We start from the raw sequence: 19,845 nt of genomic DNA, 5'->3' as shown, positions 1-19,845 counted from the left end.
CCTGCGAGATCGAGCGCCGCGCGGGCGGCGCTCGATCTCGCAGGCGCTGAACCTCCCAAGGCATGCCCAGCGGCCCGCCCGCAATCCCCCTCGCTGCCATGTTCCACCCCGTGGAACCACATTCAATTGTGCTCCGGCCCCCGTCGCGCTTATCTGTCCGTAACCACGACCTGCCTTCCCCGTCGTGATCTCAAAGCGAACAACAAGAACGGGACCCACCCGCGCGAGGAGATTCCACATGCCGCAACATCAGCACATCCTGGCCTGGCTCAACGAGGTGGCCAGCGACCTGCACGCCATCCGCCACGATATCCACGCTCACCCCGAACTCGGTTTCGAAGAAAGCCGCACCTCGGCCCTGGTCGCGCAATTGCTCAAAGACTGGGGCTACGAAGTGCACACAGGCATCGGCAAGACCGGCGTGGTCGGCGTGCTGCGCAACGGCAGCAGCCCACGCAAGCTCGGCCTGCGTGCCGACATGGACGCGCTGCCCATTCACGAGGCCACCGGCGCTGCCTACAGCAGCCGCCACCAGGGCTGCATGCACGCTTGCGGCCATGACGGGCATACCACCATGTTGCTGGGTGCCGCCCGTTACCTGGCTGCTACCCGCCAGTTCGATGGCACGCTGACGCTGATCTTCCAGCCGGCTGAAGAGGGCCAAGGTGGCGCCGAGGCGATGCTCGCCGACGGCCTGCTGGAGCGCTTCCCCTGCGATGCCTTGTTCGGCATGCACAACATGCCCGGGCTGCCAGCGGGGCACCTGGGCTTCCGTGAGGGGCCGATGATGGCCTCGCAGGACTTGCTCACGGTGACCATCGAGGGGGTCGGTGGGCATGGTTCCATGCCGCACCTGACGGTCGACCCGCTGGTGGCAGCGGCCAGTGTGGTGATGGCGTTGCAGACCGTGGTGGCGCGCAACATCGATGCGCAGGAAGCGGCAGTAGTGACCGTCGGTGCGTTGCAGGCGGGTGAGGCAGCCAACGTGATCCCGCAGCAGGCCCTGCTGCGTCTGAGCTTGCGCGCCCTGAATGCCGAGGTGCGCGCACAGACCCTGGAGCGGGTGCAGGCGATCATCGTCAGCCAGGCGCAGAGCTATGGCTGCACCGCCAGCATCGAGCATCGACCCGCTTACCCGGTGCTGGTCAACCACGCCGCTGAAAACGCCTTTGCCCACCAGGTCGGTGTCGAACTGCTCGGCGCCGACGCGGTGGATGGCAATACCCGCAAGCTGATGGGCAGCGAGGACTTTGCCTGGATGCTGCAGCGCTGCCCCGGCGCCTACCTGTTCATCGGCAATGGTGTGAAGCGGCCGATGGTGCACAACCCGGCCTATGACTTCAACGACGACATCCTGCTGACCGGCGCCGCTTACTGGGGCGCGCTGACCGAGCGCTGGCTCGAGCCGGCCTGAACCCTGCATTGACGACTGCCGCTGGAACCCGGGCGCGAGCGTGCCTGGGCGATCACTTGAAGCGTTTCTGGCCAACAGATTGATGGAGTGCTCCGCATGCAGATTTCCAATACAGGCGCGTCGCGTACCCGGCAAGTGGTCGCGGCGGTCATCGGCAATGCCCTGGAGTGGTATGACTTTATCGTGTACGGCTTTCTGGCCAGCATCATCGCCCGCCAGTTCTTCCCCTCCGACGACGAGTACGCCTCGCTACTGATGGCCCTGGCCACCTTCGGCGTGGGCTTTTTCATGCGCCCGGTGGGCGGGGTGCTGCTGGGCATGTACTCCGACCGCAAGGGGCGCAAGGCGGCGATGCAACTGATCATCCGCCTGATGACGGTGTCCATCGCGATGATCGCCTTTGCCCCCAGCTACCTGGCCATCGGCATGGGCGCGCCGCTGCTCATCGTGGTGGCGCGCATGCTGCAGGGCTTTGCCACGGGCGGTGAGTACGCCAGTGCCACGGCGTTTCTGGTGGAAAGCGCACCGGCCCACCGCAAGGGGCTGTATGGCTCGTGGCAACTGGTGGGGCAGTGCCTGGCGGTGTTCAGCGGGGCGGCGATGGTGGCGCTGGTCACCCACTTGTGCACGCCCGAGGCCTTGGACAGCTGGGGCTGGCGGATCCCGTTCGTGATCGGCTTGCTGATCGGCCCGGTGGGGCTGTGGATTCGCAAGCACATGGAAGAGCCCGAGGAGTTCCTCGAAGCCCGCAAGCAGGCCAAGGGCCAGGCGCCGAGTTTGTGGCAGGTACTGCGTGAGCACCGCCGCAGCCTGTTGGTGTCGATGGGCTTGGCCTGTGGGGCGACGGTGTCGTTCTATGTAGTGCTGGTGAACATGCCAACCTTCGCCCACAAGAACCTGGGCCTGCCGCTGGACCAGGTGTTGCTGGTGCAGATGCTGGCCGTGGGCCTGATGACCGTGGTGATCCCCCTGGCGGGTGCGTTATCGGACCGCCTGGGCCGGCGGCCGGTGCTGATGGCCTTTACCTTGGCGTTCTTCGTGATGGTCTACCCGTTGTATGTCTGGGTAGCGGCGGCGCCATCGATCGAGCGTCTGCTGGTGATGCAACTGCTGCTGTGCACTGCCATCGGCGGCTTCTTCGGCCCGGCGCCGACCGCCCTGGCCGAGCAGTTCCCGATCGAGGTGCGCTCCACCGGGGTGTCGGTGGCCTACAACGTTGCGGTAATGGTGTTCGGCGGCTTCGCCCCGCTGATCGTCACCTGGCTGAGCAAGGTGCTCGGCACGCCGGTGGCGCCGTCGTTCTACGTGCTATTCGCGTGCCTGCTGACGCTGCTGGGTACCTATTGCCTGAAAGAGGCCCCGCGTGCTGGCAAGGCTGTTGCCTTCAACCTTGGAGTGAAACCGTGAGCCTGTTAGCCATCGACCCGATCGTTGCCCTGGATGCCGAGGCGCTGTCCCAGGCGATTCATGCCCGCCAAGTGTCGTGCCGTGAAGTGATGCAGGCCTACCTGGGCCATATCGAACGCTTCAACCCGCAGGTCAATGCGCTGGTGTCGCTGCGCGAGGGCGCGGTGCTGTTGGCCGAGGCCGACGCGCGTGATCGCGAGCTGGCGGGCGGCCAGTCGCGAGGCTGGATGCATGGCATGCCGCAGGCGGTCAAGGACCTGGCGGCCACGGCGGGGCTGCGTACCACGCTGGGCTCGCCGCTGTTCGCCGAGCATGTGCCCGAGCAGGATGCGCTCAGCGTGGCGCGGGTGCGCGCCAGCGGGGCGATCATCATCGGCAAGAGCAATGTGCCGGAGTTCGGCCTCGGCTCGCAAAGCTACAACACGCTGTTCGGCACCACCCTCAACGCCTACGACCCGAGCCGCGTGGCCGGTGGCAGCAGTGGCGGGGCAGCCGCGGCCCTGGCCCTGCGCTTGCTGCCGGTGGCCGATGGCAGCGACATGATGGGCTCGCTACGCAACCCGGCGGCGTTCAACAATGTGTTTGGCCTGCGCCCTTCGCAAGGGCGGGTGCCATATGGGCCGACACCGGAGCTGTTCATGCAGCAGCTGGCCACCGAGGGCCCGATGGGGCGCACGGTGACAGATGTGGCGCGGCTACTCTCGGTTCAGGCCGGCCATGACGCGCGGGTGCCATTGTCACTGCGCGACGGCCCGCGCGACTTCGCCCATGGGCTGTCGCGTGATTTCAAGGGCGTGCGGGTCGGCTGGCTGGGCAGCCATGACGGTTACCTGCCGATGGATGACGGGGTAATGGGCCTGTGCGAAGCGGCCTTGGCGGACTTCGCCGCGCTGGGTTGCGAAGTCGAGGCCTGCCAGCCAGGTTTCGATATGGCGCGCCTGTGGCAATGCTGGCTGACCCACCGCCACTTCCTGGTGCATGGAAGCCTGGGTGCAGCCTATGCCGACCCCGCGAAGCGCGCACTGCTCAAGCCCGAGGCGCGCTGGGAGGTCGAAGGGGGCCTGCGCCTGACGGCGGCGGACGTTTACCAGGCCTCACTGGACCGCAGCGCCTGGTACCAGGCGTTGAACACCTTGTTCGAACGTTACGATTTTCTGCTGTTGCCTGCTGCCCAGGTGTTCCCTTTCGACGCAGCCCAAGCGTGGCCGAAGGTGGTCGGCGGGCAGGCGATGGACACCTACCACCGCTGGATGGAGGTAGTCATCGGGCCGACGTTGGCCGGCTTGCCGAGCATGAGCGTACCGGTTGGCTTCAATGCCGCGGGGCTGCCGATGGGGCTGCAGATCATAGGCCCCGCCCAGGCCGACCATGCCGTGCTGCAGCTGGCGTATGCCCATGAACAACTGACCCGTTGGGTCGAGCGGCAGCCGCCTAATTGCCTGCAATCACGTTGAGCACCCTGGGCAGGCGCGTTTTTTGCTGGGCATCATGACCATCCACGCAGAGACAGGGAGGTCAGACACATGGGCACCACGACAGACAGCGGCGGCGTGCGCTCGGTGGAGCGGGCGCTGGCCATCGTCGATTTGCTCGGCGAACACCAGGCGTTAGGGCTGGAGGAGCTGCATTACCTGACGACCCTGCCCAAGGCTACGGTGTCGCGAATGCTGGCCACCTTGCAGGAGCAGGGCTGGGTCTACCGGGGCTTGAGTGATCGGCGTTATCGCCTGTGCGCCCGGCGCCTGTTCGGTGACCGCCAGTTGCGTTTCAAGCGGCGCCTGGTCGAACACGCAGCGCCCTGGTTGCTGGAACTGAGCGAGTGCACCGGGCTGGTGGCGGACCTGTCGTGCTTCGATGGTGAGCGCCTTGAAGTGATGGAAAGCGCCATCCCCCTGGTGCTGCGCAAGCGCTACCCGAACAACTGCCAGATCGTCGGGCACCATGCCAGCCTGTTTCACTCGGCAATGGGGCGGGCATGCCTGGGGGAAATGCACAGCGACGAAGTGCAGCGCCTGGCCAGCCACCAGCAGTTGGGTGATGAAACGCTGTTGCGCGATATCGAGGACGATGCGCACAAGGGCTTTGGTCAGCGCACCGAGGGGCACTGGGAGTACCCGGTGCGGTTGCCGTTTCTGATCCGGGCGATCGCGTTGCCGGTGCGGGTTGAAGGGCGGCTGGCGGGTAGCATTGCCTTGCACTGGCCGGAGGACCAGGCGCCGGTAGAGCGGGTGTTGAGCCTGCATCTGCAGCGCTTGGCGGCGACAGTGGGCCAGGTGCAGCACGCACTGGAGGCTTGAGGGTGCTGTGCGAAATTACGGGCCCTTTCGCCCTGCGGCCTCACGAAACCCACTCGGGCTCACCCCTGAATGCTTGCGGAAAAACCGGCTGAAGTAGCCGACATCGACAAACCCCAGCTCATGGGCAATTTCTTTCACACTGAGGCTCGAATGCCCCAGCGCCCGTTTGGCCTCAAGCACCAGGCGGGCATTGATGACATTCATCGGCGTCATGCCCAGATGCTCCTGGCACAACCGCCCCAGCGTCGCCAAGGTCAGCCCGAGCTCACCGGCGTAATCACCGAGCGACCAATGCGCGCGGTAGTGCATGTCCACCAGCTCACGGAACCTGGTCAGTTGCTGGCTGCGCCTCGACGGTAGGCGCTGCTCGCCGGCGCGGGCCTGCGGCTCGTGGCGCAACACCTGGATCACCAGCGTCAGCAGCAGCGACATGCTGCACGCCACATGCTCGCGGGCGCGGTTGTGGTATTCCTCACGCAGTGCGCGGCACAGCGGTAGCAGCGGGTCTTCTTCGGCGTCCCACTGCGGCAGGGCGATCACCTGGGGTTTGCGCACCTGTGCCAGCAGGTTCGGTGCCAGTACCTGGGCGATACTTTCCAGCGGATGCTGCGCCGCCGTGATCACCTGGCCCTCGACCGCGCCGGCCCAATGAAAACCATGCACCACCTGCGCCGGCACGTACACCACGCAGGGCGCCCGGGCCTGCACGTGGTCACTGTCGAACAGCACTTCACCGGCCCCGCTTTGCAGGTACAGCAGCTGCAGCAGGCCTTCATGACGGTGCGCGGCAATCTCCCAGTTGTGGGCGCCGGAGCGTTGCGAGATCGACTCCACATGCAGGGACTCGTGCCACACCGGCTGCGCGGTTTCGCCGTATAGGGCGTAGTTGGGGATCTTGTTCATGGTCTTGTAGTTATTGTTGTGATCGATACCCGGCTACTGTGCCACAGCGGCTTGCCGGATTAAGGGCCAGTGGACGAAATTGTCGGGAATGTGGGGTGGGTTGCAGGTTTTGTCCATTCTGCCCGGGCACGTGCCGGCCCTAGGCTGTTTGCCAGATGAAGCGACACTCTGGAGAGCAGCATGCATAACAACAAGATGACGACTGATCACTGGCTGGGCCTGGACTCTGCCGTTTGCGTGGTAACCGGCGCGGCCGGCGGCATTGGCGCGGCCCTGGCTGCCGCGTTGGTGGGGCAGCATGCCCATGTGGTGTTGCTGGATCGCGACCTGGATAAATGCCGCGAGCTGGCAGCGACCCTGGGCGAGCACAGCGTCGGCGAGGTCAGCGCGCTGGGCTGCGACATCGCCGACCCCGACAGCGTCAGCCAGGCGGCGGCACAGGTGCAGGCGCTGCACGGTCGCTGCGATGTACTGGTCAACAACGCCAGCGTGTTGCGCCCCGGTGCCCTTGAAACGCTGAGCCTGGAGCAATGGAACCAGGTACTGGCGGTCAACCTCAGCGGCTACCTGCTGTGTTCCCAGGCCTTCGGGCGTTCGATGCTTGCCCGTGGCCAGGGGCGCATCGTGCATATTGCGTCCATCGCCGCTCATTACCCACAACCCAATAGCGGTGCCTACAGCGCGGCCAAGGCCGGTGTCAGCCTGTTGTCGCGGCAAATAGCCGTGGAGTGGGGCCCGCGCGGGGTGCGTAGCAATGCGGTGTGCCCTGGGTTGATCCGCACGCCGTTGTCGGCCGCGTTCTACGCCGACCCGCACATCGAGCGCCAGCGCAGCGCCATGACCGCCAACCAGCGGATCGGCGAGCCGCAGGACATCGCTGAAGCAGTCCTGTTTCTCGCCAGCCCGCGCGCCGACTACATCAACGGCGCCGAGCTGACTGTCGATGGCGGGCTGGAGAGCATGCCCATGGCATTGATCCCACGCCCAGGCTTCGAGGGCGTACGTCCATGAACACGCGCAACTGCGATGTACTGGTGGTGGGGGCGGGGGCCGGTGGCCTGGCGACAGCGATCACCGCGAAAAAGCACGGCCTGGATGTGATCGTGATCGAGAAGGCGGACTGCTTCGGCGGCACTACGGCGTTTTCCGGCGGGGTGCTGTGGGTGCCGTGCAGCCGACATGGGGTAAACGACAGCGAGGCGGCGGCACTTACCTACTTGCGCAACGAAACCGGCGACTGCTTCGACGAAGCGGCGGTCAAGGCGTTTCTGCGCCACGGGCCACGTATGGTGGACTTCTTCGAGCGCGAGACGGCCGTCAAGTTCGTCCCCACGCTGTACCCCGACTACCACCCGCAGGTGGAGGGTGGCGTCGAGGTCGGCCGCTCGATACTGGCGGCGCCCTACGATATCCGTGGCCTGGGGCCAGACATGGCACGCCTGCGGCCACCGCTCAAGACCATCACTTTCATCGGCATGATGTTCAACTCGTCGAATGCCGACCTCAAGCACTTCTTCAATGTCACGCGTTCACTGACGTCGTTCGCTTATGTGGCCAAGCGCTTGCTGACCCACTTCAAAGAGCTGGCGCTGTACCGGCGTGGCACTCAGGTAACCAGCGGCAATGCCTTGGCGGCGCGGCTGGTGAGGTCGGCGCTGGACCTGGGTATTCCGATTCTGACCGGCACGCCGGCCAGGCAACTGTTGCGTGAAGGCAACCGAGTCACGGGGGTGTTGGCCGAGCAAGGCAACAACGAACTGCGCATTGAGGCGCGGCGGGGTGTGGTGCTGGCCTGTGGCGGGTTCTCCCACGACCTGCAGCGGTTGAAGCAGGCCTACCCGCATGTGCGTCGCGGCGGTGAGCATTTTTCGCCGGTGCCCGAAGGCAACACCGGTGATGGTGCCCGCATGGCCGAAGCATTGGGCGCCAAGGTCGATATCCGCCTGCAAGCCGCAGCGGCCTGGATGCCGGTATCGAAAGTGCCCATGGGGGCAGGGCGCTACGCTGCCTTTCCGCATTTGCTCGATCGTTACAAACCCGGAGTGATCGGGGTGCTGCGCTCGGGCAAGCGCTTCACCAACGAATCGAATTCCTACCACGATGTGGGTGCAGCGCTGATCGAGGCATGTGCCGAGCAGTCGGAAACCGCCATGTGGCTGGTCTGTGACCGCCGCACCCTGGCCAAGTACGGCCTGGGCTTCGCCAAGCCCGCGCCGATGCCGCTGGGGCCGCTGTTGCGCAATGGCTACCTGCTCAAGGGCCGCAGCCTCGCAGAGCTGGCCGGCAAGGCCGGGATCGATGCCGCCGGGCTGGAGCAGACCGTGCGTGATTACAACCTGGGCGCCGTTCAGGGTGAGGACCGCCAGTTCGGGCGTGGCACTACCCGCTTCAATCGTTATCTGGCCGACCCGCAACACACGCCCAACCCTTGCGTGGCGCCGCTGGGCGAGGGGCCTTACTTTGCCGTGAAGGTGATCATGGGCGACCTGGGTACCTTCGACGGGATCCGCACCAGTGTGGTCGGCGAAGTGCTCGGCACCGATGAGCGGGCCATCGAGGGGCTGTATGCCGTTGGCAACGACCGCGCCAGCATCATGGGCGGCAACTACCCCGGCGCAGGCATCACCCTGGGGCCGATCATGACCTTTGGCTACCTCACCGGGCGCCATCTGGCAGGCGTCGAACAGGGCCTGGCGACTGCGGCCAATGCACGGGAGGTGGCGTGATGGACAAGGCCGTCGTCGACCATCGGATCTACACCATCCGCCCACGTGGCATGGCGGCGTTTCTCGAGGCCTTCGACCAGCTGGCGATGCCGATTCTGCTGCGCCATCTGGGGGCGCCACTGGCCTTCTACACCAGCAGCATCGGCCCGCTGAACCAGGTGGTGCACCTGTGGGGCTACGACAGCCTGGATGACTTCGAAACGCGCAGCGCCGCCCGCGATGCCGACCCGGACTTCGCCGCCTACCTGCACGCCACCCGTGACCTGGTGGTGGCCCAGGAGACACGCATCATCAGGCCGGTGCAGCTGCATAGCCTCGCTCACCGCTAATGCCACCGGGGCCCTGCACCCGCATAAAAACAACAACAGGTGATACCCATGAACAACGCTATCGATGTGCGCCAACTGATCGACCAGCAACCCATCGGCCGCTACCAGAAGTGGGTGGTCTTTCTGGGGTTTCTGATCATCGCCCTGGACGGGCTGGACGTCGCCATCATCGGTTTCATCGCCCCCCAGCTGAAAAGCGACTGGGGCCTGAACGCGCAAAGCCTGGGCCCGGTGTTGAGCGCCGCCCTCATCGGCCTGGCGCTCGGGGCCTTGATCGCCGGCCCCCTGGCAGATCGCTACGGGCGCAAGGCGGTCTTGCTGGGCAGCGTCTTGCTGTTTGGCGTCTGGACCCTGGCCTCGGCGTTTTCGCCCAACCTTGAAACCCTGGTGGCCCTGCGTTTTCTGACCGGTCTGGGCTTGGGCGCCGCCATGCCCAATGCCAGCACCCTGGTCAGCGAGTACGCGCCGGCGCGCAGCCGCTCGTTGCTGATCACCCTGGCGTTCTGCGGCTTTTCCCTGGGCGCGGCGGCAGGCGGCTTTGTCAGTGCCTGGATGATCCCGAACCTGGGCTGGCGCAGTGTGCTGGTGCTGGGGGGCGTGCTGCCGCTGCTGACGTTGCCGTTGCTGTGCTGGCGGCTGCCCGAATCGGTCACCTTCCTGGTCAGCAAGGGTGCCGATGTGCGACGCGTACGCGCCATTGTCAGCCGCCTGGCGCCGGGGCGCATCAGCGCCGACAGCACCTTTGTGCTGCCGCCCAGCACGCCGAGCAGCGGTGGGGCGATTGGCACCATCCTCTCGCCGCGCTATCGCTTCGGCACCTTCATGCTCTGGACCGGCTACGTGCTGGCGCTGTTTCTGGTCTACCTGTTCAGCGGCTGGTTGCCCACTCTGGTGAAGGAGGGCGGTGGCTTCTCGGTAGCCGAAGCGGCCATCGTCACCGCCTGCTTCCAGATCGGCGGGCCGCTGGGGGCGATTTCGGTGGGCTGGGCCATGGACCGCTGCAACCCGCAACGCGTGCTGATGCTGACCTTCCTGTTCAGCGGCGCAGTGATCTTCGCCATTGGCCAGGTGGCCGGGGATTTCACCTGGCTGTGCACGATTGCCTGGGCAGTGGGCTTTGGCCTCAATGGTGCCAGTGTGGGCATGAATGCGCTGGCGGCAGCGTTCTACCCGACCGAAGCGCGCGCGACCGGTGCCAGCTGGATGAGTGGCATCGGCCGTTTCGGGGCGATTCTCAGTGCGTTTGCCGGCGCCCAGATGCTGGCAATGGGGTGGAGCTTCGCGCAGGTGTTCGCGTCGTTGCTTGTACCGGCGGTGCTGGCTGCGCTGGCCGTGCTGCTGCAAGGGCGCCATGCCGGTTCAGGCCGACGCGCTGCACGGCAGGTGGTGTAATCAGTGCTGGTGTGCAAAAGCCCTGCAGGCCTTGTTCAGTTTTCCCGGCTGTACATCCTGCATTGCGCCAGCAACGCCAACAGGTTCGGTTCCCGCTCACGCGCCTTCAGAAACACCACGCCGATATGTTGTTGCAGGCGATAGCGCGGCTGTAGAGCGATCAGCCGCACCCGGTTCTCGTAAACCGCTGCAATCCGCCCTGGCAGCAGGGCAAAGCCCACGCCCGAGCTGACCATGCTCAGCAGGGTGAAGATATCGTTCACCTGCATGGCCACCTTGGGCTCGAACCCTGCCTGCTGGAATACCCGCGCACCGTCACGGTGGGTGGCGAAGCCTTGGGTCAGGGTGATGAACGTGGAGTCGGCGAGGTCTGCCAGGTCCACCTCGGCTTGTTCGGCAAAGGGCGAGTCGGTGGGGACGGCGAGGAAGATATCGTCGGAGAACAGCGGCAGTTGCTCGCAGGCGGGGTCGCTGACACTTTCATCGAGCGATACCAGGATGGCCTCCAGTTCGTGGTTTTTCAGGCGTTGCAGCAGGTCGACGTTCGAGCCCAGGGTCAGGTCGATGTTGAGCTCGCTGCGGCGCAGCTTCAGGCCCATGACCAGTTTTGGCACGGTCTTCACGGTCAGTGAATACAAGGCGCCAAGGCGGAAGCGTTCGGCGTAGAAGCCTGCGGCTTCGCGGGTCTGGCGCACCATCTGCTCGGCGTCCTGGATCAGCTGACGGGCTTTTTTCTCCAGTACGTAGGCGCTCTCCAGCGGAATCAGCTGGCGGCCTTCGTGCTTGAACAGCGGGCAACGCAGGGCGTTTTCCAGCGAGTGGATGGCGCGGTGCACGCTGACGGCACTGGTGGAGAGTTCGGCGGCGGCCCGGCCGAGGTTGCCACTGCGCATGAAGGCGAGGAAGGTTTCCAGCTTTTTCAGGGTCAGTTCTTCGTCGATGAGCATGTGGGGGCCTGGGGGAGGGGAGCGTGGGACAAATGTAGGTGCGAGCTTAGCTCGCGATGCGCCGCGCGGGCGGCGCTCGATCTCATAGGCGCTAGAGCGCTCAAGGCATGCTCCAAAGCCATCACCCCATCGATTCAATCAACGCCCACAACCGCGGATCATCAAAGTCCCGAATCACCAACCCAGCACCCGCCTCCATCAGCCGTTCAGCTGTCTGCGTAGTGGCTACCCCCACCGTAAAGATACCCGCCCCGCTGGCAGCCCTGACCCCGGGCAGCGAGTCCTCGAAGGCCAGCGCCTGACCGGCCACCGCGCCAAGGCGCTGCAACCCGGTCAGGTAGGGCAGCGGGTCCGGCTTGGCACGTTCAAGCTCTTCGGCCACCAGCACATGCTCGAAACGTGCCCCCAGCCCCATGGCCTGCAACATGTGCTCGGCATTGAGCCGCGGTGCGTTGGTGACCACGCACATGCCCAGGCCACAGGCCTGGGCGTGCTCCAGCAGGCGCAACAGCCCCGGCATCGGTTCGAGCGACGGCGCCAGCGAGCGGAATAACGCCTCTTTGCGGTCTGCCAGCGCCAGGCACTCCTGTGGGCTGGCATCGGCAAACAGCTCGGCGAACAGTGCGCCGTTGGCCCGGCCACTGACCTGCGCATCGAACTGGGCCTGGGAAAGTTCGCGGCCATCATGTTCACGCAGCAACTGGCGGAAAGCCTGCAAGTGCAGGGTATCGGTATCGGTAAGGGTTCCGTCGAGGTCGAACAGCAGGGCAGTCAGCATCAGGTATCCAAGTATGAAAAAACACAAGCCCAACGATCATAACCAAAGCTGACGACGAAGGGGGCTGTTCAGTGCGCTGCGAAAAGAGTACAAATGTGCTCCATGGACAATATGACCCCCAAACGCCGCGCCATTCTCGAATTCATTCGTGAGCGCATCACCGACCACGGCCAGCCACCGAGCCTCGCCGACATCGCCACGCGCTTCGGCTTTGCCTCGCGCAGTGTCGCGCGCAAGCACATCACCGCCCTGTGCCAGGCCGGTTACATCGACGTCACGCCAAACCAGGCCCGTGGCATTCGCCTGGCCCAGCCCCTGCGCCGCCCGGAAATCCTCGAAGTGCCGGTATTGGGCCAGGTCGCCGCAGGTGCGCCGATCGGCCCGGACCTCGGTATTCACGAGCAATTGCTGATCGACCCCAGCCTGTTCCGGCGCACACCCGATTACCTGTTGAAGGTGCGCGGCGACTCGATGATCGACGACGGCATCTTCGACGGTGACCTGGTCGGCATTCGCCAGCAGGGCGAGGCTCGTGACGGGCAGGTCGTGGTTGCCCGCCTGGACGGCGAGGTGACCATCAAGCGCTTGCAGCGCCAGGCCGGTGGTTACCGGCTGCTGCCACGCAACCCGGCCTATGCGCCGATCGATGTGGGGCCTGAACAGGCGTTCTTCATCGAAGGCGTGTTCTGCGGCCTGTTGAGGCGCGACTGATGGGCGCGGTGGTCGATCTCGACAGGCTGCTCGACCAGCGTCAGGTCTGGCGCGGCCGGCAGGTTCAGGCACGGCCCCTGGGGTTGCAGCCCACCGGCCATGCCGCGCTGGACCAACGCCTTGCCGAGGGCGGCTGGCCGGCCGCAGCACTCAGCGAACTGTTGCTGGCCAGCCCCGGTTGCGGTGAGCTGCAGTTGCTATGGCCTTCACTGGCACGCCTGACCGCTGAAGGCGGGCGGGTGGTGCTGGTCGCGCCGCCGTTTATTCCCTTTGCCCCTGCCTGGCAGGCAGCGGGGGTGGATTTACGCTGGCTGGTCCAGGTGGCCGCCGCGCCGGTCGACGCGCTCTGGGCGGCTGAGCAATGCCTGCGCTCGGGCAGTTGCGCCGCCGTGCTGTGCTGGCCAGAACGCGCCGATGACCGTGCACTGCGGCGCCTGCAGGTGGCCGCCGAGACCGGCCAGGCGCTGGCCTTCGCCTGTCGCCCGCAGCAGGCGGCAAACAATCCGTCGCCAGCCGCTTTGCGCATTGCCATCGACACCCGGCCAGCACAATGGCGCGTGCTCAAGAGCCGAGGTGGCATGCCCCCGGCGCAGCCCATCGCCTGCCCCGGGCAGGGCTGATGCATCATGCTCTGGGCCTGCATTCTGCTGCCACAGCTGGCGCTGGACACGGTGCTGCGCGAACGCGACGACCCCGATACGCCACTGGTGCTGATTGGCGGCCCCACTCAGCGGCGCGTCTTGCAGGCGGTCAACCCCGCTGCTGCGGCACTGGGCCTGCGTGCCGGGCAAACCCTGACGGCGGCCCGTGCCCTGGCCGATGGCTTCACTTGCGTGGAAGCCGACGGCAAACGCATCGAACAGTTGCAACAACTGCTGGCAGCCTGGGCCTATCGTTTCAGTGCCCAGGTGAGCCTGCATTACCCACGGGCGCTGCTGCTGGAAGTAGGCTCCAGCCTGCAATTGTTCGGCCCCTGGCCATTGTTCGAGGCACGCCTGCGCCAAGAGCTCAGTGAGCTGGGCTTACGTCAGCGCATCGTGCTGGCCAGTAACCCGGTGGCGGCGCGCATGCTCGCCAATGGCCACGATGGCTTGGCGGTGACCTGCGCCGAAGAGGCGCGCGCAGTGCTGGCACGCATGCCAATCGAGCGTGTCGGGCTGCCTCAGGAGGCCGCCGAGGCCTTTGCCCGTATGGGGCTGCGCCAGCTCGGCCAGGTCATGGCCTTGCCTCGCGATGCCCTGGCCAAACGCTTTTCTGCCCAGGTCCAGCTGCACCTGGACCAATTGCTCGGCCTGCGTAGCTTGGGGTTGGCTTTCTACCAGCCGCCTGACCGCTTCGAAGCGCGTCTGGAGCTGAACTTTGACGTTGAATCGCACCAGGCGCTGCTGTTCCCATTGCGCAGAATGCTCAATGACCTTGGCGCGTTCCTGGCCGGGCGCGATTGCGGCGTGCAACGCTTCTGCCTGCACCTTGAGCATGCCGAAGGGCCTGACACGCAACTGCAGGTGGGGCTGCTGGCGGCCGAGCGTGATGCCGGCATGCTCTTCGAGTTGGCCAAAGGGCGGCTGGAGCCGCTGCAGCTGCGCGCCCCGGTTCGTAACCTGCGCCTGGTCGCCGATGACTTGCCACCCTTCGTGCCCCAGTACCAGGCGCTGTTCGACCCCCGAACCCAGCAGGCCCAGCCCTGGGAGCAACTGCGTGAGCGGTTGCGTGCGCGCTTGGGCGATGAGGCGGTAAAAGGGCTGAGCGCCGAGGCCGACCATCGCCCCGAATGTGCCTGGCAAACGGTGGAGCAGGGCGAACGCGCGAGCCTGCAACTGATGCCAGGTAGCCGCCCCGGCTGGCTGCTCCCGACGCCTTTGGCCCTTGACGACGCAGGGCACCGCTTGTTGGGCCAAGCCGAGCGCATCGAATCGGGCTGGTGGGACGGTGGCGACGTGCGTCGCGACTACTACCGCATCGAAACCCGCGAAGGCCTGCGTGGCTGGGCCTACCGCGACCTCAGCCAGCCAGGCCCGTTGTGGCTGCAAGGCTGGTTCGCATGAATACGTTCGGCTATGCCGAATTGCATTGCCTGTCGAACTTCAGCTTCCAGCGGGGTGCGTCGAGTGCCGATGAGTTGTTCCGGCGTGCCCGCGAGCAGGGCTACCAAGCCTTGGCGATCACCGATGAGTGCACCCTGGCCGGTATCGTGCGCGCCTGGCAGGCGGCCAAGGAGCACCAGCTGCAACTGATTGTCGGCAGTGAAATGCGCCTGCAGGATGGCCCCAGGCTGGTGCTGCTGGCGGAAAACCTGGCGGGCTACCAGAGCCTGTGCGCACTGGTTACCCGTGCGCGACGGCGGGCGGAAAAGGGCGCGTATCAGGTGTTCGGCGATGACCTGCGCGCGCACAATGAAGGGTTGCTGGCGCTATGGATTGCCGACGACCCCGATGACCCTGCGCCTGGCCACTGGCTGCACACGTTGTTCGCCGAGCGGCTCTGGCTGGCGGTGCACTTGCACCGAGGCAGTGACGACGAGGTGCGCCTTGGCAAGCTTCGCGAACTGGCGGGCAAGGTCGGTATCCGCGCCGTGGCCTGTGGCGACGTGCACATGCACGTACGCGGTCGCCGTGCCCTGCAGGATTGCATGACCGCCATCCGCCAGCATTGCCAGGTGGCCGAGGCCGGGCGCCACCTGTTCGCCAATGGCGAGCGTCACCTGCGCACCCCGCAGCAACTGCAGGAGCTGTACCCCGCCGATTTGCTGGCCGAGACCCTGGCCATTGCCGAACGCTGCCGTTTCGACCTGAGCGAACTCAAGTACCAGTACCCGCGTGAACTGGTGCCCGAAAACCATACCCCCGCAAGCTGGCTGCGCGAACTGTGCGAGCGAGGCTTGCCGTTGCGCTGGCCGGCCGGGCCGAGCGACAAGGTGCGCGAAGTGCTGGCACGGGAGCTGGCACTGATCGAAGAGCTGGCTTACGAAAGCTACTTCTTGACCGTGCACGACATCGTCGCCTTCGCCCGCAGCCAGCATATCCTTTGTCAGGGCCGGGGTTCGGCGGCCAACTCGGTGGTGTGTTTCGTGCTGGGGATCACCGAACTCGACCCCATGCAGCACCGCCTGCTGTTCGAGCGTTTTCTGTCACGCGAGCGCAACGAGCCGCCCGACATCGACGTGGACTTCGAGCACGACCGCCGCGAAGAAGTGATCCAGTATGTGTTTCGTCGCTATGGCCGGCATCGCGCCGCACTCACCGCCGTGGTCAACACCTATCACGCTGCCGGTGCGGTGCGTGATGTGGCGCGGGTACTGGGGCTGCCGGCCGATCAGGTGGATGCATTGGCCAAGTGCTGCGGCCGCTGGAGTGATCGCATCCCCGATGCACAGCGCCTGGCCGAAGCGGGTTTCGAGGCCAGCAGCCCATCGTTGCGGCGGGTGCTGATTCTGGCCGCTGAGCTGATCGGCTTTCCCCGGCACCTGTCGCAACACCCTGGCGGCTTTGTCATCTCGCAACAGCCGCTCGACCAACTGGTGCCGGTGGAAAACGCCGCGATGCAAGACCGCACGGTGATCCAGTGGGACAAGGACGACCTGGACATGGTCGGGCTGCTCAAGGTCGATGTACTGGCCCTGGGCATGCTCAGCGCCTTGCGCCGTTGTTTCGACCTGCTGCAACGCCACCGTGGCCGGCAACTGACCTTGGCGAGCATTCCAGCTGAAGACCCGGCCACCTACGCGATGATCAGCCGGGCCGAGACCATGGGCGTGTTCCAGATCGAATCACGGGCGCAAATGGCCATGTTGCCTCGGCTCAAACCCACCACCTTCTACGACCTGGTGATCGAGGTGGCCATCGTGCGCCCCGGGCCGATCCAGGGCGACATGGTCCACCCTTACTTGCGCAGGCGCCTGAAGCAGGAACCGGTCACCTACCCCTCGCCGAAGTTGCAGGAAGTGTTCGAGCGTACCCTGGGGGTGCCGCTGTTTCAGGAACAGGTCATGGAACTGGCCATGGTGGCTGCCGACTACAGCCCGGGCGAGGCCGACCAGTTAAGGCGCAGCATGGCTGCCTGGAAGCGCCACGGTGGGCTGGAGCCGCACCGTGAGCGGCTGATACAGGGCATGTTGCGCAATGGTTACGACCTGTCGTTTGCCGAGCGCATCTTCGAACAGATCAAGGGCTTCGGCAGCTATGGCTTTCCTGAGTCTCACGCGGCCAGCTTTGCCTTGCTGTGTTATGCGAGCAGTTGGCTCAAGTGCCATGAGCCGGCCATTTTTACCTGTGCGTTGGTCAACAGTTGGCCCATGGGTTTCTACAGCCCCGACCAACTGCTGCAGGAGGCCAGGCGCCAAGGTATCGAGGTGCGGCCGGTGGATGTGTTTCACAGCGAGTGGGATTGCACGCTCGAGCGCGTGGCTGAAAGTGCCCTGGCCATTCGCCTGGGGTTGCGGCAGATTCGGGGCTTTGCCGAGGCCGATGCCCGGCGCCTGGAGCAGGCGAGGGCGCAACGGCCCTGGCGCGATGTCGAGGATCTGTGCTTGCGTGCAGGGCTCGACCAGCGTGCGCGCGCCCGCCTGGCGGACGCCGGGGCGCTGAGGGCCCTGGCGCGTGACCGCCACCAGGCGCGCTGGCAGGTGGCGGCAGTGCAACCGCAACTGCCCTTGTTCGCTGAAGTTGACGCAGCCCCGGAGGGCGCGGTGGCGCTACCGGCGCCGACCGTGGGTGAAGACCTGGTCAGCGATTATCAAACCTTGGGCACCACGCTTGGGCCACACCCGTTGACACTGCTGCGCCCACGCTTGCGTGCGTTGGGCTGTCGCAGTTCGTGCGAGCTGGCAGCTGTCGAGCATGGCGACAGCATTGCCGTGGCCGGGCTGGTGGTGGGCAGGCAACGCCCGCAAACCGCCAGCGGGGTGACGTTTGTGACGTTGGAGGATGAGTACGGCATGGTCAATGTGGTGGTGTGGCGTGACTTGGCCGAGCGGCAGCGGCGAGCATTAGTGGGCTCGCAATTGCTCAAGGTGAGCGGGCGGCTGGAGCAGGAGAATGGCGTTCGCCACCTGATCGCGCGGCGGCTGGAGGATGTCAGCCCCTTGCTGCAGGGGCTGGATGTCCGTAGCCGCGATTTTCACTGAGCCGTGTAGGGGCGGTGTCGGTCAGACCATCGCCAACCGTTGTTTGCGGGTCGGCGGTGGAAACGCCCGGTCGATTGCCCGGAGGTCTTCGCTGCTCAAGGTCAGCACACCCGCCGCCGCATTCAGCCGCACATGCTCTGGCGCTACCGCCTTGGGAATGGCGATCACCCCATCTTCACGGGTCACCCAGGCCAGACTGACCTGGGCCGTTGTCGCGCCATGGCGCTCGGCGATCTCCAGCAGCACAGGATGCTGCAGCAACTGCCCGGCCTGAGCCAGTGGGCAGTACGCCATGGTTGGCAATGCACGCTTCTGGCTCCACGGCAGCAGGTCGAACTCGATGCCGCGCTGCGTCGGGTTGTACAGCACCTGGTTGGTGGCGCAATCGGGGTTGTTCAGTTCGCGCAGGTCATCGACGTCGAAGTTGGACACCCCCCAGCGCTTGATCTTGCCCTGTTCGCGCAGGCGCTCGAATGCCTCGACGGTCTGCTCAAGTGGATGCTGGCCACGCCAATGCAGCAGGTACAGGTCGATGCAGTCGGTACCCAGGCGTTTGAGGCTGCGCTCGCAGGCAGCCGGCACGCCCCGCGTACTGGCATTGTGCGGATAGACCTTGCTGACCAGAAACACCTGGTCGCGACGCCCGGCGATGGCCTGGCCGACCACTTCCTCCGCGCCGCCCTCGGCATACATTTCAGCGGTATCGATCAGGCTCAGGCCCAGTTCGATACCCTGTTGCAGGGCAGACACCTCAGCTGCACAGCGGCCGGGGTCTTCACCCATGTACCAGGTGCCCTGGCCAATGGCCGGAACGCTCGAACCTGCCAGTTTCACGTGTCGCATGTCACCTCCGGGATCAGGGTATGGGAAAGCAGTACCTCGAGCAGCGCTTGCGCTGCGGTGGACAATTTGTGCTCGCTCAGGGCAATGACGCCGATGCGCCGTTCGACCGAGGGCTCGACCAAGGGCAGGCAGCGGGCGCCGAGCTCCTGCATCTGGTTGATGCACAGCGCCGGTACTGCGCTGACGCCCAGGCCACTGGCAACCATGCGCCCAATGGTAGACAGCTGATGGCTTTCGAACGCCACCGCCAACTTGCCGTGCCTGGCCGCGACGTTCTGTTCCATCAGCAGACGCACCGCCGAAGGGCGCTGCAAGGCAATGAAGTCTTCGGCCAGCAGTTGCGCCCAACTGACCCTGGGCAACAACGCCAACGGTGAGTCAGCGGGTACCACGGCGACGAAGCGGTCCATGTACAACGGGTAGAAAACAAGGCCATCGGTGTTGTCCGGTTCGAAACCGATGCCCAGTTCGACGCGACGATGGCGCACCAGTTCCAGTACCTGTTCGTTGATCACATCGTGCACGGTGACGTTGACCTTCGGGTAGCGCTGGCGAAACACCTTGAGCGAGCGGGGCAGCAGGTTGCCTGCAAAAGCCGGCATCGCCGCCACTGAAACCCGCCCCAGTTGAAGGGTGAAGCGCTGGCGCAGCAGTTCTTCGGTGTCGTCCCAGTCGGCCAGCAGGCGCCGCGCCAGTGGCAGCAGCACTTCACCTTCGGCGGTCAGGCTGACACTGCGGGTGGTGCGGCTGAGCAAGGCGCCGCCTAGGTTTTCCTCAAGGGCCTTGATGGTCAGGCTCAATGCCGGTTGCGAAACATGCAGATGCTCGCCGGCCTGGGCGAAGCTTTGGTACTTGGCCACGGCGACGAAGGCGCGGAGTTGCTTGACGTTCATGACGGGCCTACTGTTTGTTTTGAAATAGTTATCAATCGATGATGAAAACAAAATTAACAAATCAGTCGTCTGCGGTGAAGATG

17 protein-coding genes are annotated in these 19,845 nt (G+C 65.3%); 12 read left to right on the top strand and 5 right to left on the bottom strand.

Annotated elements, in window-relative coordinates; genetic code table 11:
* Positions 1–238: 238 nt before the first annotated feature.
* From DJ563_RS07510 to DJ563_RS07495, 4 genes are all read left to right on the top strand, one after another.
* Positions 239–1,414 (top strand): M20 aminoacylase family protein, encoded by a 1,176-nt coding sequence (locus DJ563_RS07510; RefSeq protein WP_274100429.1) that lies wholly within the window; start codon positions 239–241, stop codon positions 1,412–1,414.
* A gap of 96 nt (positions 1,415–1,510) precedes the next feature.
* Positions 1,511–2,821 carry a citrate-proton symporter gene (locus tag DJ563_RS07505; protein ID WP_434519173.1) on the top strand — a complete coding sequence of 437 codons (1,311 nt, stop codon included), beginning with the start codon at positions 1,511–1,513 and terminating at the stop codon, positions 2,819–2,821.
* Positions 2,818–4,275 carry an amidase gene (locus tag DJ563_RS07500; protein WP_434519172.1) on the top strand — a complete coding sequence of 486 codons (1,458 nt, stop codon included), beginning with the start codon at positions 2,818–2,820 and terminating at the stop codon, positions 4,273–4,275. The genes DJ563_RS07505 and DJ563_RS07500 overlap by 4 nt, the downstream gene beginning before the upstream one ends.
* A gap of 69 nt (positions 4,276–4,344) precedes the next feature.
* Positions 4,345–5,118, top strand: coding sequence for an IclR family transcriptional regulator (locus DJ563_RS07495; protein ID WP_274100432.1), 774 nt, complete (start codon positions 4,345–4,347; stop codon positions 5,116–5,118).
* Positions 5,119–5,133: 15 nt separating this feature from the next.
* Here DJ563_RS07495 and DJ563_RS07490 read toward each other — a convergent pair whose 3' ends face one another.
* Complete coding sequence (locus DJ563_RS07490; RefSeq protein WP_274100433.1) at positions 5,134–6,021, bottom strand: helix-turn-helix domain-containing protein; 888 nt, start codon at positions 6,019–6,021, stop codon at positions 5,134–5,136.
* Between the two features lie 180 nt (positions 6,022–6,201).
* On the opposite strand from DJ563_RS07490, the gene DJ563_RS07485 reads away from it, so the two are divergent.
* From DJ563_RS07485 to DJ563_RS07470, 4 genes are read left to right on the top strand one after another with little or no spacing between them, the layout of a single operon-like run.
* Positions 6,202–7,032, top strand: coding sequence for an SDR family NAD(P)-dependent oxidoreductase (locus DJ563_RS07485; protein ID WP_033698053.1), 831 nt, complete (start codon positions 6,202–6,204; stop codon positions 7,030–7,032).
* On the top strand, positions 7,029–8,747 hold the full coding sequence (locus DJ563_RS07480; RefSeq protein WP_434519171.1) for an FAD-dependent oxidoreductase: 1,719 nt from the start codon (positions 7,029–7,031) through the stop codon (positions 8,745–8,747). Before DJ563_RS07485 ends, DJ563_RS07480 begins: the two co-directional genes overlap by 4 nt.
* Positions 8,747–9,076: an NIPSNAP family protein gene (locus DJ563_RS07475; protein ID WP_274100673.1), complete on the top strand. Its 330-nt coding sequence runs from the start codon at positions 8,747–8,749 to the stop codon at positions 9,074–9,076. Before DJ563_RS07480 ends, DJ563_RS07475 begins: the two co-directional genes overlap by 1 nt.
* Before the next feature lie 48 nt (positions 9,077–9,124).
* Complete coding sequence (locus tag DJ563_RS07470) at positions 9,125–10,468, top strand: MFS transporter (RefSeq protein ID WP_434519170.1); 1,344 nt, start codon at positions 9,125–9,127, stop codon at positions 10,466–10,468.
* A gap of 35 nt (positions 10,469–10,503) precedes the next feature.
* Here the strand turns inward: DJ563_RS07470 and DJ563_RS07465 are convergent, their stop codons facing one another.
* Both DJ563_RS07465 and DJ563_RS07460 read right to left on the bottom strand, forming a co-directional pair.
* Positions 10,504–11,415, bottom strand: coding sequence for a LysR family transcriptional regulator (locus DJ563_RS07465; protein WP_434519169.1), 912 nt, complete (start codon positions 11,413–11,415; stop codon positions 10,504–10,506).
* A 121-nt stretch (positions 11,416–11,536) separates the two neighbouring features.
* A complete protein-coding gene (locus DJ563_RS07460) occupies positions 11,537–12,193 on the bottom strand; it encodes an HAD family hydrolase (protein ID WP_274098820.1) in 657 nt (218 codons plus the stop codon).
* A gap of 93 nt (positions 12,194–12,286) precedes the next feature.
* Here DJ563_RS07460 and lexA point away from each other — a divergent pair, with 93 nt between their 5' ends.
* Genes lexA through DJ563_RS07440 form a run of 4 tightly spaced genes read left to right on the top strand, consistent with a single transcriptional unit; the run spans position 12,287 to position 18,026 of the window.
* Positions 12,287–12,904, top strand: a complete 618-nt coding sequence (lexA, locus tag DJ563_RS07455; protein ID WP_033698044.1) for a transcriptional repressor LexA — start codon at positions 12,287–12,289, stop codon at positions 12,902–12,904.
* On the top strand, positions 12,904–13,524 hold the full coding sequence (gene imuA / locus DJ563_RS07450; RefSeq protein ID WP_434519168.1) for a translesion DNA synthesis-associated protein ImuA: 621 nt from the start codon (positions 12,904–12,906) through the stop codon (positions 13,522–13,524). The genes lexA and imuA overlap by 1 nt, the downstream gene beginning before the upstream one ends.
* A 6-nt stretch (positions 13,525–13,530) precedes the next feature.
* Positions 13,531–14,949: a Y-family DNA polymerase gene (locus DJ563_RS07445; protein WP_434519167.1), complete on the top strand. Its 1,419-nt coding sequence runs from the start codon at positions 13,531–13,533 to the stop codon at positions 14,947–14,949.
* Positions 14,946–18,026 carry an error-prone DNA polymerase gene (locus DJ563_RS07440; protein WP_434519166.1) on the top strand — a complete coding sequence of 1,027 codons (3,081 nt, stop codon included), beginning with the start codon at positions 14,946–14,948 and terminating at the stop codon, positions 18,024–18,026. Before DJ563_RS07445 ends, DJ563_RS07440 begins: the two co-directional genes overlap by 4 nt.
* Before the next feature lie 21 nt (positions 18,027–18,047).
* Here the strand turns inward: DJ563_RS07440 and DJ563_RS07435 are convergent, their stop codons facing one another.
* The gene (locus tag DJ563_RS07435) at positions 18,048–18,869 is read right to left on the bottom strand and encodes an aldo/keto reductase (protein WP_274098816.1); all 822 of its coding nucleotides are present in this window, start codon (positions 18,867–18,869) and stop codon (positions 18,048–18,050) included.
* The gene (locus DJ563_RS07430; RefSeq protein ID WP_274098815.1) at positions 18,857–19,762 is read right to left on the bottom strand and encodes a LysR family transcriptional regulator; all 906 of its coding nucleotides are present in this window, start codon (positions 19,760–19,762) and stop codon (positions 18,857–18,859) included. The genes DJ563_RS07435 and DJ563_RS07430 overlap by 13 nt, the downstream gene beginning before the upstream one ends.
* Positions 19,763–19,845: the final 83 nt, after the last annotated feature.

Origin of the sequence: Pseudomonas sp. NFX1, from assembly GCF_051123555.1 — a bacterium.
GTDB lineage: Bacteria > Pseudomonadota > Gammaproteobacteria > Pseudomonadales > Pseudomonadaceae > Aquipseudomonas > Aquipseudomonas capeferrum.
This window is presented reverse-complemented; position numbering and strand designations above follow the sequence as displayed.